This is a genomic window from Streptomyces sp. NPDC058045 (genome assembly GCF_042885635.1).
Taxonomy (GTDB): domain Bacteria; phylum Actinomycetota; class Actinomycetes; order Streptomycetales; family Streptomycetaceae; genus Streptomyces.
Window position 1 is genome coordinate 17,178 of the sequence record NZ_JBHVRR010000020.1, and the last position, 14,811, is coordinate 31,988.

Consider the following 14,811-nt stretch of genomic DNA (forward strand, 5'->3'; position numbering starts at 1 on the left):
GAACGGTTCAAGCCTGTGCTGAGCAGGGGTGGCTCAGGAGGGGCGGACGGCCATGCGGTCGAGTGCGGCCAGTAGTCCGGGCAGTTCCGGGCCGCGGCCCACCGGCAGCACCTCGCCGGGTTCGTCGTCGAGCAGCACGAAGGCGATGTCGTCGGTCCTGGCCACCATCGACCAGCCCGGCCCGTCGGCACGCAGGGTGCGGGCATCACCGGGAGCGAAGGAGGAGCGGACCCGGCCTGGCGGAGGCGGTGAGTCCACATATGCCCGTGCCTCCGCCAGCACCCGCCGGATACCCCGATGAGCAGCCGCCCGCGCTGGATCCGACACGGCCTCCGCGTCCTGCTCGGGAGGTGTGGAGGCCGGGTCGACCGCGGCAGCGGGGCCGGTACCGGTCGCCTCGGCAGCCGCGCTCGCGCCCGGCTCCGCGGCTGCGTCCGTGTCCGCGCCCCCGTTCTCGTTCGCGGGGGTGGCCCCGGCTTCCTCCGGCACCGTGTCGACTCCTCGCGGGCCGGCCTGTGCCGATCGCACCGAGGCCTCGTCTGCCGCCGGCCTGGTGTCACCGGCGAAGTTCGCGTCGTCGATCTGCTCCCGCCAGGCCGCCCACTGAAGCGCGATCTCGTCCGCGCCCATACGCCGCTGCGCGGGCCCCCACACCGTGGTGTCCGGCGGTACGAGGGGGGTGCGGTCGGTGAGTTCGGGATTCGGCTCGGGGTCGTGCGGGGCGGGTACGCCGGGTGCGGCGACCGCGAGGGCCAGCGGCCAGCCCGGCAGCGCGACCACCATGGACCGCTCGTCGGGGGAGAGGTCGTACTCCATCCCGCAGTCCCAGGAGGCGATCGCCACGGCCACCAGAGACACGTCGTCGACGACCACTGTCCAGCGGGCGCCGTTCCCGTCCTGACCGAGGACCAGGCCGTATCCCTCGGCCACCGGCGCCAGTTGGAGCGCCGCGCAGGCCTCGGGGTAGTCGTCGCCGAGCACGCTCGGGAACTGTGCGGGCGTCAGCAGTACCGCCGTGAGGACGAACAGTGCGTCGTCCTGAGCGGCGACATGCCCCTCGTCCGTCCCGGCCATCGCCGTCTCCCCTCGCATGGTCCGTTGGCGCAACCCAACCACTCCGGGATCGCCCCGTCGATCCGTGTTGAGCAGGAATTTCTCCCGGGAGCCGACCAGTTGGCCAGAGTCTGGGGCAGGCCGTTGCGGTGTTGTGATCCCAGCGTGCGTCCGCTGTGGCGGCGGGGTGTGCGGCGGGTGGTCACTCCGTGAACGCCGGCGCGCCTCACTCGCGGGTGCGGCTCAGCCCAGCCAGAGCCGCCAAGGTCTTGCACAACCAGGCGAGTTCGGCGCCGGCGCGGGCTGAACAGCCGGTTCCGGAGGGCTGGTTCAGCCGCCCACGCGCCCGCCCGGCTCATCGTCGCGCGCCGCGAGCGCCAGAAATCGGTCATCCTCGTCGACGTACGAGGTCAGCCGCCATCCCGCGGAAGCGAGCAGCGGGCGCAGATTGGGCTCGGCCCGCAGATCGTCCGGAGTGAGCGCCCGGCCGTGCCGCGCCGCGAGCGCCGCCCGGCCGACCGGATGGAACAGCGCCAGCAGCCCACCCGGCCGCACCACCCGGGCCAACTCCCGTAGATTCTCGGCGGGATGGGGCAGATGCGCGATGAGTCCCGCCGCGAACACCGCGTCCAGCACCCCGGCGCGCAGCGGAAGTCGCGCCACGTCCGCCAGCAGCAGCGCAGCATCCGCGTCCCGGCCCGCCCGGACCGCCTCCGTCAGCATCGCCGGAGTGAGATCGGCCCCCAGCACCACGCCCCCGGAACCGACCGCCTCCCGCAGCGCCGCGAGCGCCCGCCCCGTTCCGCAGCCCGCGTCGAGCACCCGGTCTCCCGGCCGCAGCCGCAACTCGCCGACAGCCGTACGGAACGCGGGGGTGTCCCCCGGGAACTTGCTGTCCCAGTCCGCGGCCCGTGCGGTGAAGAACTCCTGGACATGTGCCCGGTCGTAGTCGCTCATGGACCGCATGATTCCGCACTCCGGTCGCGACCGGACGCCCGGCCGCGACCGGACCGCTGGATCAGTCCGCCACGTCCGCCAGCGCGGACACCTTGTCGATATGCATCCGCACCAGCAGCTCGCCGGGAACGCCGTTGCGCGCGCCGAACTCCTCAGCCCGGTCCGCGCCCATGTACCGCCCTCCGATCCTCGCCGCCCAGGTCCGCAACTGCCCCGGATCCTCCGAGATCTCCGCCCTCCCCGACAGTACGACATAGCCGAACGGCGGCCGGTCGTCGTCCACGCAGAGCGAAATCCGCGGATCCCGGGCCAGATTGCGCCCCTTGACAGTGGTCTTACCGGTGTTGAACACCAGGTCGTCCCCGTCCAGTACGAACCAGATCGGTGCGAGATGCGGGCTGCCGTCGGCTCGAACCGTGGCCAGCTTGCCGGTGCGGGTGCCCTCCGAGACGAACGCCCGCCATTCTTCGTCGGTCATCTTGTGTGCCATGGCTTCCATCCTCCTTGCCGGGACGCACGGAGTGGGTAAGGCTGGCGAGGCGGATTCTCCGGATGGGGGAGACGCGGGGGCCACACGACCGGGGAGAGTCGCAACATGGCGCAGAGCAAGGGGCTGGGATGGCTGCTGGACGACCTGACCCAGCGCGTCGAACACATCCACAACGCACTGGTGCTGTCCAACGACGGGCTCGTCACCGCGGCGAGCAGCGGCCTCAAACGTGAGGACGCGGAGCACCTGGCGGCCGTGGCCTCGGGGCTGCACAGCCTGGCCAAGGGATCGGGCCGGCACTTCCGCGCGGGCAACGTACGCCAGACCGTGATCGAGTTCGACGACGCGGTGCTGTTCGTGACCGCGGCCGGCGAAGGCAGTTGCCTCTGCGTACTCAGCAGCGCCGAGGCCGACATCGGGCTCGTCGCCTATGAGATGACCCTGCTCGTCAACCGCGTCGGCGAACACCTCGGCGTCGGCACCCGCCAGCCCCAGCACCGGCCCACCAACGAGCAGTAGCCGCACGACCTGTGGAAACGCTCTCTGGCGGAGAGTTATCCACAGGCCAGACGGGCAGGTGGCAGATCCGGCTACGGTTCTTTTCCCGGCCAAGACCACGACTCGGGAGAGATCCGATATGACCGACCACCTCAACCGCCCCTGCCACAACGGCACTTCGCGTCCCACCGAGCGGAGCGTCGGCGCCGCGCAAGGTGCCCGCATCTTGCGCATCGGCACCGGCAGGTTCACCGAACTCGCCCGCCTGGGCCTCCTCGCGCCGATCCACTTCTACCTCCACCGCTACCGCACCATCCTCTGGCTCTACGGCGTCCAGGACCTGTACGACTTCGCCGGCAACCGCAGCCATCGGCCCCTGTTCGGCCGCCGCCTGCCCGAATCGCTGCGCACCCAGCTCACCAACGGCACCGATCTGCGCGCCCGGAACTGGCGCGGCCGCCATACCGGGCACCTCCTGCGCCGCACCGCCGACCCCTGGGCGCGTGCCGCCATCACCGCCGCCCACCTAGACGACCGGCACCTCGCCGACCTCGTCCACGATCCGGTGGAACGAGCCAGGCTGCACCGGCTCAGGCCCGCGCCGCCCGCCGGCACCGGCACCTCCGCACGGCGTGCCCTGACTCGCGTCATGACCGCAGCCGACCCGGACGAGATCAACTGGCTCCGAGCGAGCCTCGCCCTCTGCCTTGACGAAGCGCGGCGCCCCTCCCCGGCACCGCCTCCGGAGGACTCGGGGTCAACGGGACAGCCGGCGGAACAGCCCCTCCTGGACCACGGACACCAGCAACTGCCCGCTCCGGTCGTAGATACGCCCCCGGGCCAGACCGCGGCCTCCGGTGGCGATGGGCGACTCCTGGTCGTAGAGGAACCACTCGTCGGCACGGAAGGGACGGTGGAACCACATGGCGTGGTCCAGTGAGGCCATGTCGAAGCCGCGCGGCCCCCACAGCGGCTCCACCGGGATACGCACCGCGTCCAGCAGCGTCATATCGCTGGCGTAGGTGAGTGCGCAGGTGTGCACCAGCGGATCGTCGCCCAGCGGGCCCACGGCACGCATCCACACCGCGCTCCGCGGTTCCGCCCCGGTCACCTCCTCCGGGGTCCAGCGCAGCCGGTCCACATAGCGGATGTCGAACGGCTGCCGCCGCTCCATCCGTTCCAACTGCTCGGGCAGCGCCCCCAGACGCTCCCTCAACTCCTGCCCGATCGTCGGCAACGACTCCGGATCGGGCACCTCACGCGCCGGCGGCAACTGGTGCTCGAACGTGCCCTCCTCGGGCCGATGAAAGGAAGCGGTGAGATTGAAAATGGTCCTGCCCTGCTGGACGGCCGTCACCCGGCGCGTGGTGAACGACCGCCCGTCCCGCACCCGTTCGACCTGGTACACGATGGGCATCCCCGGCCGGCCCGGCCGCAGGAAGTACGCGTGCAGCGAATGCACCGGCCGGTCCCCGTCCGTGGTGCGGCCCGCCGCCACCAGCGCCTGCCCGGCGACCTGCCCGCCGAAGACCCGCTGCAGCGACTCCTCCGGGCTGAGCCCCCGGAAGATGTCGACCTCGATCCGCTCCAGGTCGAGCAGGTCGACCAGCCGCTCCGCGGGATTCGTCGTCATGGTCTCGGTTCTCCTCGTCGGGCGGCGGAACGGGCAGGTACGGAGGCTACAACTGCCCGACGGACGTCACCCGCAGCACGGCACGCCCCTCGGTGTTCGACGCGTCCAAGTCGACCTCGGCACTGATGCCCCAGTCGTGGTCCCCGTTGGGATCGGCGAAGGTCTGCCGTACACGCCACAGCCCGTGCGCCGCGTCCTCCTCGATCATCAGCAGCTTGGGCCCACGCGCATCGGGCCCCGTCCCGAGGTCGTCGTACTCGTCCCAGTAGCGGTCCATGGCCTCGCCCCAGGCGTCCGCGTCCCAGCCCGATTCGCCGTCCAGCTCGCCGAGTTCCTCGACCTGGTCGAGCGCGGCCAGCTCCACCCGGCGGAACAGCGCATTGCGTACCAGCACCCGAAAGGCCCGCGCGTTGGAGGTGACCGGCTTGACCTGGTCGGCCTTCTCCTGGGCCTCCTCCGCGGTCATCTCCTCGGGGTTGGCCAACTGCTCCCACTCGTCCAGCAGGCTGGAGTCGACCTGGCGGACCATCTCACCCAGCCACGCGATCAGATCCTCCAGATCCTCCGACTTGAGATCGTCCGGCACGGTGTGATCCAGCGTCTTGTACGCCCCGGCGAGGTAGCGCAGCACAATCCCCTCGGTCCGCGCCAGCTCGTAGAAGGAGACGAACTCCGTGAAGGACAGCGCCCGTTCGTACATGTCCCGCACCACGGACTTCGGCGACAGCGGATGGTCCCCCACCCACGGGTGACTCCTGCGGTAGGTGTCGTAGGCATGGAAGAGCAGTTCCTCCAGTGGCTTCGGGTAGGTGATGTCCTGGAGCCGTTCCATCCGCTCCTCGTACTCGACGCCGTCCGCCTTCATCGCGGACACCGCCTCGCCCCGCGCCTTGTTCTGCTGCGCGGCGAGGATCTGCCGCGGGTCGTCCAGCGTGGACTCCACGACGGACACCATGTCCAGGGCGTAGGACGGGGATTCGGGGTCCAGCAGGTCGAAAGAGGCGAGCGCGAAGGTGGACAGCGGCTGGTTCAGCGCGAAGTCCTGCTGCAGATCCACCGTCAGGCGCACGATGCGGCCCTCGGTATCCGGAGTGTCCAGCTTCTCCACGATGCCGCCGTCCAGCAGCGAACGGTAGATGGCGATGGCACGCCGGATATGGCGCAACTGCTGCCTGCGCGGCTCGTGGTTGTCCTCCAGCAGATGTCGCATCGCGGCGAAGGCGTTCCCGGGCCGGGCGATGACCGACAGCAGCATGGTGTGCGTGACACGGAACCGCGAGGTCAGCGGCTCCGGTTCGGAAGCGATCAGCTTCTCGAAGGTGTTCTCGGTCCAGCCCACAAACCCTTCGGGCGCCTTCTTCCGGACCACCTTCCGCCGCTTCTTGGGATCGTCCCCCGCCTTCGCCAGCGCCTTCTCGTTCTCGATGACGTACTCCGGCGCCTGCGCCACCACGAACCCGGCGGTGTCGAACCCGGCCCGCCCCGCCCGTCCCGCGATCTGGTGGAACTCCCGTGCCCGCAGCGTCCGCACCCGGTTCCCGTCGTACTTGGTCAGCGCCGTGAACAGCACGGTGCGGATCGGGACGTTCACCCCGACACCCAGCGTGTCCGTACCGCAGATGACCTTCAGCAGTCCCGCCTGGGCCAGCTTCTCCACCAGCCGGCGGTACTTGGGCAGCATTCCGGCGTGATGCACACCGATCCCGTGCCGCACATAACGCGACAGATTCCGGCCGAACTTCGTGGTGAAGCGGAAGTTCCCGATCAGTGCGGCGATCTCGTCCTTCTCCGCGCGCGAGCACATGTTGATGCTCATCAGGGCCTGCGCCCGCTCCACCGCCTGCGCCTGAGTGAAGTGCACGATGTACACCGGCGCCTGCTGCGTTTCCAGCAGTTCGGTCAGCGTCTCGGTGAGCGGCGTGACCCGGTACTCGTAGGACAGCGGCACCGGTCGCGTCGCGGACCGCACCACGGAAGTGGGCCGTCCGGTACGGCGGGTGAGGTCCTCCTCGAACATCGAGACGTCGCCCAGCGTCGCCGACATCAGGATGAACTGCGCCTGCGGCAGCTCCAGCAGCGGAATCTGCCAGGCCCAGCCGCGGTCGCCCTCCGCGTAGAAGTGGAACTCGTCCATCACGACCTGGCCGATGTCGGCGTGCCGCCCGTCGCGCAGCGCGATCGACGCCAGCACCTCGGCCGTGCAGCAGATCACCGGGGCGTCCGCGTTGACCGAGGCGTCGCCGGTCAGCATCCCCACGTTCTCCGTGCCGAAGAGCTTGCACAGCTCGAAGAACTTCTCCGAGACCAGGGCCTTGATCGGCGCCGTGTAGAAGGTGACCTCGTCCCGCGCCAGCGCGGCGAAGTGCGCACCGGCGGCGATCATGCTCTTCCCGGACCCGGTGGGAGTCGAGACGATCACATTCGCACCGGAGACCACTTCGATCAGCGCCTCCTCCTGGTGCGGATAGAGCGTGAGACCGCGCTCCTGCACCCACGACTCGAAGGCTTCGTAGAGGGCGTCGGGATCTGCGGTCTGCGGCAGTTGATCGATAAGGGTCACACCCCCATCTTGCCTGTCCCTCCACCCGATCATGGAATCGGCTGCCCAGGCAAAGATCGCAAACGATACGCTGACCCGCCTGGGAAAGAACGCGGTCCGCGGTCAACTGCGCCCGCGGACAAGAGGATCGGGGCGGGATGCACCAATGATGGGACCGGCGCACTCACTGTCGGGAGCGGCAGCCTGGCTGGGCGTCGGAGCGGCGGCGGCCGCGACCGGACACACCATGCCGTGGCCGGTGCTGTTGGTCGGCGCACTGATCTGCGCGGGCGCGGCACTCGCACCCGACCTCGACCACAAGCCGGCCACCATATCGACGGCGTTCGGCCCGCTGTCGCAGGCCCTGTGCGAGATCATCGAGAAGTTGTCGCACGCCGTCTACCAGGCGACGCGGCTGAAGGGCGACCCCAGCAGAGCCGGCGGCCACCGCACCCTCACCCACACCTGGGTCTGGGCGGTACTGATCGGCGGCGGCACCTCACTCCTGGCGATCAACGGCGGCCGCTGGGCGGTCCTCGGCATCCTCTTCGTCCATATGGTCCTGGCCATCGAGGGACTGCTGTGGCGGGCGGCCCGAGGCCACAGCAGCACCGTCCTGGTCTGGCTGCTCGCCGCGACCAGCGCCTGGCTGCTGGCCGAGATCCTGGATCAGCCGGGCATGGGCGCCCGCTGGCTCTTCACGGAGCCCGGCCAGGAGTACCTCTGGCTGGGGCTGCCGATCGTGCTGGGCGCCGTCGTCCACGACATCGGGGACGCGCTGACGGTCTCCGGGTGCCCGGTGCTGTGGCCCATCCCGATCGGCCACAAGCGCTGGTATCCGCTCGGCCCGCCGAAGTTCATGCGGTTCCGGGCCGGGAGCTGGGTCGAGCTGAAGGTGCTGATGCCCGTCTTCATGGTGCTCGGCGGCGTGGGCTGCGCCGCCGCGCTCAACATGATCTGACCCCAGTCCATCCGCCACGGCGCCGTCTTCCTCAACTCCCTCCGCCCCGCCCGCCGGGCCACTCGGAGCGGCCGGTACTCGCGGACCGGTCGGCTCAAGTGCCCTTGTACAGCGGCGGGTTGGTCGTGTCACCGGGTGGAGGGGGACTACGTGGCGGGTCGGCCGTGCCAGGAGCGCCACAGCGCCGCGTACGCGCCGTCGGCCGTCACCAGTTCGTCGTGGCTGCCCAGTTCGCTGATCCGGCCGTCCTCGACGACCGCGATCACATCCGCGTCATGCGCCGTGTGCAGCCGGTGTGCGATCGCCACCACCGTCCGCCCCTCCAGGACCCGCGCCAGCGACCGCTCCAGATGCCGGGCCGCCCGCGGATCCAGCAGCGAGGTCGCCTCGTCCAGCACCAGGGTGTGCGGATCGGCGAGGACCAGCCGCGCCAGCGCGATCTGCTGGGCCTGCGCCGGAGTCAGCGGATGCCCGCCCGAGCCGACCTCGGTGTCCAGCTCCTCATCGAGCGCCCGCGCCCAGGCGTCCGCGTCGACGGCGCCCAGCGCTGCCCACAGTTCGGTGTCCGATGCGCTCGTCCTCGCCAGCAGCAGATTGTCCCGGAGCGAACCGACGAACACATGGTGCTCCTGGTTGACCAGCGCCACATGGGTACGCACCTGCTCCGCGGGCATCCGCGACAGTTCGGCGCCGCCCAGGGTGATCCGGCCGGTACGCGGCGCGTAGATCCCTGCCAGCAGCCGCCCCAGCGTCGACTTTCCGGCGCCCGACGGGCCCACCAGCGCCAGCCGGGTACCGGGCTCCACCCGCATCGACACCTCGTGCAGCACATCCACATCCGGCCGGTAGCCAAAGCGCACCGTGTCCGCGTCGACCGTCCGGCCTTCCGGCGAGAGCGAACCGTCCCCGTCCTCCGGCTCGATCTCGCGCACCCCCACCAGCCGGGCCAACGACACCTGCGCCACCTGGAGTTCGTCGTACCAGCGAAGGATCAGGCCGACCGGGTCCACCAGCATCTGCGCCAGCAGCGCCCCGGTGGTGAGCTGCCCCACCCCGATCCACCCCTGAAGCACGAACACCCCGCCGACCATCAGCACCGAGCAGAGCACCGTCACATGCGTCAGATTGATCACCGGGAACAGCACCGAACGCAACCAAAGTGTGTACCGTTCCCAAGCCGTCCACTCGGCCACCCGCCTCTCGGACAGCGCGATACGCCTGGCGCCGAGACGATGCGCCTCCACGGTGCGCCCCGCGTCCACGGTCTCCGCCAGCGCCGCCGCGACCGCCGCGTACCCCGCGGCCTCCGACCGGTAGGCGGACGGCGCCCGCCGGAAGTACCAGCGGCATCCGACCACCAGCAGCGGTACCGCGATCAGCACGGCCGGCGCCAGTGGGGGCGCCGAGACGGCGAGCCCGGCCAGCAGCAGCCCCGCCCACACCACACCGACGGCCAACTCCGGTACCGCCTCCCGCATCGCGTTGGCGAGGCGGTCGATGTCGGTGGTGATCCGGGACAGCACATCCCCGGTCCCGGCCCGTTCCAGCACGCCCGGTGGCAGACCCACCGAGCGCACCAGGAAGTCCTCCCGCAGGTCCGCGAGCATCCGCTCGCCGAGCATCGCCCCGCGCAGCTTCACCTGCTGCATGAAGAACGCCTGCACCAGCAGCGCCAGCGTGAACAGGGCGACAGTGCGCTCCAGATGCAACTCCCGCGCCGTGGCCAGCCCGTCGGAGAGATGCTCCACCAGGCCGCCGAGCAGATAGGGGCCGACCATCGAGGCGGTCACCGTGACCGTGTTCGCACCCACCAGCAGCAGGAACGCCCGCCGATTGCGGCGGAACAGGTCGGCGACATAGGCCCGGACCGTGGCGGGCGAGCCCACCGGCAGGGTGTGCGCCGTCGTCGGTGCGTCCGGATCGTAAGCCGGGCGCGCTACGCCGATCATGCGGTCTCCTCGATCTCTTCCCGCTCCGCCTGCTCTTCCCTGACGCCGATTCCGGCCAACGGGCCGGGGCCGCCTGCCTCGTCGGCTGGCTTCTCCGCGCAGCCGCCGGGTCCGACGGCGATGGGCGTGACGGTGTCGGCGTCCTCGTCCCGGGTCACCACCGACCGGTACCGGGCATCGCCGTCGAGGAGTTCCTGATGCCGGCCCACCGCGGCCACCGCGCCTTCATGGACCAGCACGACCCGGTCGGCCCGGTCCAGAAGCAGCGGCGAGGAGGTGAGGACGACCGTGGTGCGCCCCGAACGCAGCCCCTTGAGCCCGATACCGATACGCGCCTCGGTGTGCGAGTCGACCGCGGATGTCGGCTCGTCCAGCACCAGCACCGGCGGATCGGTGACCAGGGACCGCGCCAGCGCCAGTCTCTGCCGCTGCCCACCAGAGAGGGAGCGGCCCCGTTCGGTGAGGTGGGCGTCCATCGGATCCGTCACCCCGGGCGCGCTTTGCAGCAGAGCGTCCAGCACATCGCCGCACTGCGCCGCGTCCAGCGCCGCGGCAGCCGCGGCCTGGGCGGACGCCGGCACATCCAGCAGTTCACGCAGCGTGCCGGAGAGCAGCACCGGGTCCTTGTCCTGTACGAGTACTGCGGTGCGTGCCGTGTTCAGGGGGAGCGAATCCAGTGGCACGCCGCCGAGCAGTACCGACGGCTGTTCGGCTCCGTCCTCCTGGGTGGGGTGGCCGCCGAGGCGTTCCGCGAGCCGCCCGGCCGCGTCCGGATCGCCGCACACCACAGCGGTCAACTGCCCTGCCGGGGCCAGCACACCCGTCGCCGGATCGTAGAGGTCGCCCTCGGGAACCGGGGCCGCGGTGAGGGTGCCGTCGTCGGTGAGCCGGTTCAGCCCCAGGACCCGTGCGGCCCGGGCCGCGGACGGCCGGGAGAACGAGTACGCCATGGCGATCTCCTCGAAGTGCCGCAGCGGGAAGTTGAGGATGGTGATCGCGCTGTACACGGTCACCAACTCGCCGACGGAGACCCGGCCTTCGCGGGCGAGTCGCACCCCGTGCCAGACGACCACCAGAAGCAGCAGCCCGGGCAGCAGCACCTGGACCGCGGAGATCAGCGACCACATCCTGGCGCTGCGCACCGCGGCGCGGCGGACCTCCTGGGACGCCCGGCGGTATCGGTCCAGGAAGAGCTCCTCGCCGCCGATGCCGCGCAGGACGCGCAGTCCGGCCACGGTGTCGGAGGCCAGTTCGGTGGCCCGGCCCGCCTTCTCCCGCTGCACATCGGCGCGGCGGGTCGCGGCCGGCAGAAGGGGCAGCACGGAGAGCGCCAGCACCGGTACCGCGACGATCACCACCCCGCCGAGCGCGGGCTGGTACACGAACAGGCCGACGCAGACGGCGACCACGGTCACCGCCGCGGCCGCGAACCGGGACAGCGACTCGACGAACCAGCCGATCTTCTCCACATCCCCGGTGGACACGGCGACCACCTCGCCGGCCGCGACCCGCCGGGTCAGCGCGGAACCCAACCGGGCCGTCTGCCGCGCCAGCAACTGCTGGACGCGGGCGGCGGCGGTGATCCAGTTGGTGACCGCGGTGCGGTGCAGCATGGTGTCGCCCAGCGCGATGCCCGCCCCCATCAGCAGGATCAACCCACCGGCCAGGGCGAGCCGTCCGCCGTCCCGATCGACCACGGCCTGCACCGTGAAGCCGACCCCGTACGGGAGGGCCGCGACGGACAGGAAGTGCAGCAAGCCCCAGGCGAGGGCCTTCAGTTGGCCGCCGAGCTGGTTCCGGCCGAGCCAGAGCAGGAACCGTGGACCCGAGCGTGCGTCCGGCACTCCGGGATCGGCATAGGGAAGATCGTGGATCTGCATGAGGTCCCAGGACTCGCTAGTCGGACAGCGGAAGAAGAGGGCAGGGGGAGAGGGACAAGGGGAAGAGGGGTGGGGGCGGAGGCAGGGGTGTGCGGCGGGGGACGGGGAAACCGTGCAAGGTTCGCTGTGGAAAGGGGTGGCAGGCAAACGATTTTCCGTCCGGCGGCAAAGAATCGGCCTGCACCTCCGTGCGCCGTGCCCGCAGCGGCAGGTGCGCCCCGGAGCAAGTGCGAGCATGAGCCCATGCGTACAGCGGACTTGATGCGAGCGACGACCGGAGCGGTGGTCTGTGCGGCCCTACTGGGTGCGTGCGGCAGCGAAGGCGGACCGGACCGGACGGCGGACTCCGTATCAGGGCACCGGTCGACCGCGGACGCGGCGGACAGGCGTACCGGGGCCACGACGCGGATCATCCCCGGGGTCGGCTCGCGTCTGCGCGGTGAGATCCCCGCCCGCAGCCGTCAGGTGATCGCCGTCTACGGCAAGGGCGAGGATTCCGCGGACGCCACCGTCGTCCTCTACACCAAGCAGGGCCGCACCTGGCACCGGACGAACAGTTGGCCCGCGCACAACGGCAAGCGGGGCTGGACCACCGATCACCGCGAGGGCGACAAGCGCAGCCCCACCGGGGTCTTCACCCTCACCGACGCCGGGGGAGTGCTCCCCGATCCGGGCGCCAAGCTGCCGTACACGGCGTCCGGCGCCTTCCAGGCATCGCACACCTGGCCCAAGTCCCACTGGCACGACTTTGATTACGTCATCGCCATCGACTACAACCGCGTCAAAGGCACCTCGCCCACTGACCCGACCCGCCCCGAAGGCCAGTCCAAGGGCGGCAGCATCTGGCTGCATATGGACCACGGCAGCGGCACCTCGGGCTGCGTGAGCCTGTCGAAGCCGGGGATGGCCTATCTGCTACGCGCCATTGACCCGGCGATGCATCCGGTGGTCGTGATGGGCGACCGCCCCCACCTCGACGCGGCCTGAGCTGGTCCGACGTGCGGGGGCGGATCAGCGCCGGGGCGGGCCGGCCGCCGCGAGTTCGGCAGCGGAGGGGACGGCCAGCAACTGCTCGGCGCCGCCGTCGAGAAGCCGGGCGGTGTCGGCCGAGCGCGGAAGCATCGTCTCCTCGTAGCGGCGCACGGCCTCGGCGACGGTGGCCGACTGGGCGAGGGCCAGGGCGAGTTCGGCCGCGTCGAGCAGGGCGAGATTGACGCCGACACCCAGCGGCGGCATGAGATGGGCGGCGTCACCGAGGAGTGTCACCCCGGGGGAATGCTCCCAACGGTGCGGCACCCGCAGGGCGAAGAGCGGACGGTCCACATAGGGCCCGACGTTGTCGGTGATCATCCGCAGCAGCGGCGGCGACCACTGCGCGTACGTCTCCAGTAGTCGGCTGCGGATGGCCTCGGTGTCGTGGGGGCGGAGGCCGTCGGCGGCGAGCCAGTCCGCGGGCGTGCGCTGGATCAGGTAGACGCGCAGATGGCCGCCGCTGCCGCGCTGTGCGAACAGGGCCCGGCTGCCGTCCGCGGCGTGGGCAAGCCGTTGCCGACCAGCGCTGGCAGTTCCGGGTGCGCGCGCTCCACATCGTCGAACTACGCCTCCAGGAAACTCACCCCGGTGTAGCGGGGCACGGCGGCCGAGACGGCGGTGCGCACCCGGGAGAAGGCACCGTCCGCGCCGATCACCAGGCCGGCGGCCGTGGTGGTGCCGTCGGTGAAGGTCAGGGTGCGCGGTCCGTCGGACGGGCCGCTCACCGAGGCGAGGGTGTGTCCCCAGCGGACGGTGCCCGGTTCGAGAGAGCCAAGCAGGTTCCCCGTCGCGTCGAGGAGGCGCATCTCCTGCCTTTCGAACCCGGGCACGGGCGAAGAAGCCGTCCAGCACCCCCCCTGCGCGCAGGGCGAGTTGGCCGTCCTCCTCGTGCAGGTCGAGGGAGCCGCCCTGGTCGCGGGAGTGCGCCCGGGTGTCGCGGTTCATGGACGGTGACCGCGAGGCCGTGCCGCTGGAGGATGCGTGCGCAGATCAGGCCGCCGGGTCCGGCGCCGATGATGCTGATCCGGGCGCGTGTGGGCAGCACGGATTCCGCGGATTCCATGGTGGGTTCCTTTCGTCGCTGCACCCACCAAAGCAGAAACAAGTCCATAATTGCAACCGTTACAGTTTCTGTCTCGTTCCAGTGATGGGTTAGAGTGGTCCCATGCCCGACACCCCGCCCCCCGGCCGCCGCGAGCGGAAGAAGGCCGCCACCCGGCAGGCCATCGCGGACGCCGCCCTGGACCTCTTCAGCGAGCACGGCTTCGACCAGGTCAGCGTCCGCGACATCGCCGAACGCGCCGATGTCTCCACCACGACCCTCTTCGCGCACTTCCCCGGCAAGGAGGCACTGGTCTTTGACCGGTCCGAGGAGATAGAGGCCGCGATGACGGCCGCCGTCCGCCAACGCCCGGAAGGGCAGAGCGTGGTCGAGGCCCTGCTCGGTCACGCCCTCACCACCTGGGTGCACATCGCCGAGGACCCGCGCCGCGCCCGGTTCAACGCACTGGTCAACGGGACGCCCATACTGCGCGAGTACGGCGAGCGCATGTGGATGCGGCACACCGACGCCTTGGCCGCCGCGATCGCGGAGGAGACCGGCCGCGCCCCGGACGACCTCGCCAGCGCCGCCCTCGCCCGCTTCGTCCTGCAGATCCCCACCCTGGCCGAGGGCCGCACCGACCCGGCGTCCGCCGTGGAAACCGTCTTCGACCTACTGACCAACGGCTGGGAACCGGCGCCCTGACCGACTTGGCCGTCGAGGGCTCAACGACCGCCGCTTTCACCTGAGTTGGCCCGCAGCCTCCCGTCCCGGACC

11 protein-coding genes and 2 pseudogenes are annotated in these 14,811 nt (G+C 70.8%); 5 read left to right on the forward strand and 8 right to left on the reverse strand.

The features are described from left to right. Positions 1–33 precede the first annotated feature (33 nt). The 3 genes from ACFVST_RS14760 to ACFVST_RS14770 form a co-directional block, all read right to left on the reverse strand. A complete protein-coding gene (locus ACFVST_RS14760; RefSeq protein WP_390150701.1) occupies positions 34–1,074 on the reverse strand; it encodes a hypothetical protein in 1,041 nt (346 codons plus the stop codon). A 309-nt stretch (positions 1,075–1,383) separates the two neighbouring features. After that, positions 1,384–2,019: a class I SAM-dependent methyltransferase gene (locus ACFVST_RS14765; RefSeq protein ID WP_390150704.1), complete on the reverse strand. Its 636-nt coding sequence runs from the start codon at positions 2,017–2,019 to the stop codon at positions 1,384–1,386. A 52-nt stretch (positions 2,020–2,071) separates the two neighbouring features. Continuing rightward, positions 2,072–2,500: a PPOX class F420-dependent oxidoreductase gene (locus ACFVST_RS14770; RefSeq protein WP_390150706.1), complete on the reverse strand. Its 429-nt coding sequence runs from the start codon at positions 2,498–2,500 to the stop codon at positions 2,072–2,074. Positions 2,501–2,605: 105 nt separating this feature from the next. On the opposite strand from ACFVST_RS14770, the gene ACFVST_RS14775 reads away from it, so the two are divergent. Continuing rightward, a complete protein-coding gene (locus ACFVST_RS14775; RefSeq protein ID WP_390150709.1) occupies positions 2,606–3,019 on the forward strand; it encodes a roadblock/LC7 domain-containing protein in 414 nt (137 codons plus the stop codon). Between the two features lie 118 nt (positions 3,020–3,137). After that, positions 3,138–3,731: pseudogene (locus ACFVST_RS14780) on the forward strand (DUF6397 family protein); the annotation flags it as partial. A gap of 24 nt (positions 3,732–3,755) precedes the next feature. On the opposite strand, the gene ACFVST_RS14785 reads toward ACFVST_RS14780, so the two are convergent. Beyond that, positions 3,756–4,631, reverse strand: a complete 876-nt coding sequence (locus tag ACFVST_RS14785; protein WP_390150712.1) for an acyl-CoA thioesterase — start codon at positions 4,629–4,631, stop codon at positions 3,756–3,758. Positions 4,632–4,677: 46 nt separating this feature from the next. Next, positions 4,678–7,191: a DEAD/DEAH box helicase gene (locus ACFVST_RS14790; RefSeq protein ID WP_390150715.1), complete on the reverse strand. Its 2,514-nt coding sequence runs from the start codon at positions 7,189–7,191 to the stop codon at positions 4,678–4,680. A 145-nt stretch (positions 7,192–7,336) separates the two neighbouring features. On the opposite strand from ACFVST_RS14790, the gene ACFVST_RS14795 reads away from it, so the two are divergent. Continuing rightward, positions 7,337–8,131: a metal-dependent hydrolase gene (locus ACFVST_RS14795; protein ID WP_390150718.1), complete on the forward strand. Its 795-nt coding sequence runs from the start codon at positions 7,337–7,339 to the stop codon at positions 8,129–8,131. A gap of 146 nt (positions 8,132–8,277) precedes the next feature. On the opposite strand, the gene ACFVST_RS14800 is transcribed toward ACFVST_RS14795, so the two are convergent. Further along, complete coding sequence (locus ACFVST_RS14800; protein WP_390150721.1) at positions 8,278–10,080, reverse strand: ABC transporter ATP-binding protein; 1,803 nt, start codon at positions 10,078–10,080, stop codon at positions 8,278–8,280. Next, a complete protein-coding gene (locus ACFVST_RS14805; RefSeq protein ID WP_390150724.1) occupies positions 10,077–11,960 on the reverse strand; it encodes an ABC transporter transmembrane domain-containing protein in 1,884 nt (627 codons plus the stop codon). The genes ACFVST_RS14800 and ACFVST_RS14805 overlap by 4 nt, the downstream gene beginning before the upstream one ends. 261 nt (positions 11,961–12,221) lie before the next feature. Between ACFVST_RS14805 and ACFVST_RS14810 the strand changes: the two genes are divergently transcribed. Next, positions 12,222–12,947: a L,D-transpeptidase family protein gene (locus tag ACFVST_RS14810; RefSeq protein WP_390150727.1), complete on the forward strand. Its 726-nt coding sequence runs from the start codon at positions 12,222–12,224 to the stop codon at positions 12,945–12,947. A gap of 24 nt (positions 12,948–12,971) precedes the next feature. Here ACFVST_RS14810 and ACFVST_RS14815 read toward each other — a convergent pair. Beyond that, positions 12,972–14,055 (reverse strand): annotated as a pseudogene (locus ACFVST_RS14815) (FAD-dependent oxidoreductase). A 102-nt stretch (positions 14,056–14,157) separates the two neighbouring features. Here ACFVST_RS14815 and ACFVST_RS14820 point away from each other — a divergent pair. Further along, the gene (locus tag ACFVST_RS14820; protein WP_390150731.1) at positions 14,158–14,739 is read left to right on the forward strand and encodes a TetR/AcrR family transcriptional regulator; all 582 of its coding nucleotides are present in this window, start codon (positions 14,158–14,160) and stop codon (positions 14,737–14,739) included. The last annotated feature ends 72 nt before the right edge of the window (positions 14,740–14,811 follow it).

Bases quoted from the DNA above. Each gene is read 5' to 3' on its own strand.
- ACFVST_RS14760 (WP_390150701.1), bottom strand. From the start codon at position 1,074: ATGGCCGGGACGGACGAGGGGCATGTCGCCGCTCAGGACGACGCACTG.
- ACFVST_RS14765 (WP_390150704.1), bottom strand. From the start codon at position 2,019: ATGCGGTCCATGAGCGACTACGACCGGGCACATGTCCAGGAGTTCTTC.
- ACFVST_RS14770 (WP_390150706.1), bottom strand. From the start codon at position 2,500: ATGGCACACAAGATGACCGACGAAGAATGGCGGGCGTTCGTCTCGGAG.
- ACFVST_RS14775 (WP_390150709.1), top strand. From the start codon at position 2,606: ATGGCGCAGAGCAAGGGGCTGGGATGGCTGCTGGACGACCTGACCCAG.
- ACFVST_RS14785 (WP_390150712.1), bottom strand. From the start codon at position 4,631: ATGACGACGAATCCCGCGGAGCGGCTGGTCGACCTGCTCGACCTGGAG.
- ACFVST_RS14795 (WP_390150718.1), top strand. From the start codon at position 7,337: ATGATGGGACCGGCGCACTCACTGTCGGGAGCGGCAGCCTGGCTGGGC.
- ACFVST_RS14800 (WP_390150721.1), bottom strand. From the start codon at position 10,080: ATGATCGGCGTAGCGCGCCCGGCTTACGATCCGGACGCACCGACGACG.
- ACFVST_RS14805 (WP_390150724.1), bottom strand. From the start codon at position 11,960: ATGCAGATCCACGATCTTCCCTATGCCGATCCCGGAGTGCCGGACGCA.
- ACFVST_RS14810 (WP_390150727.1), top strand. From the start codon at position 12,222: ATGCGAGCGACGACCGGAGCGGTGGTCTGTGCGGCCCTACTGGGTGCG.
- ACFVST_RS14820 (WP_390150731.1), top strand. From the start codon at position 14,158: ATGCCCGACACCCCGCCCCCCGGCCGCCGCGAGCGGAAGAAGGCCGCC.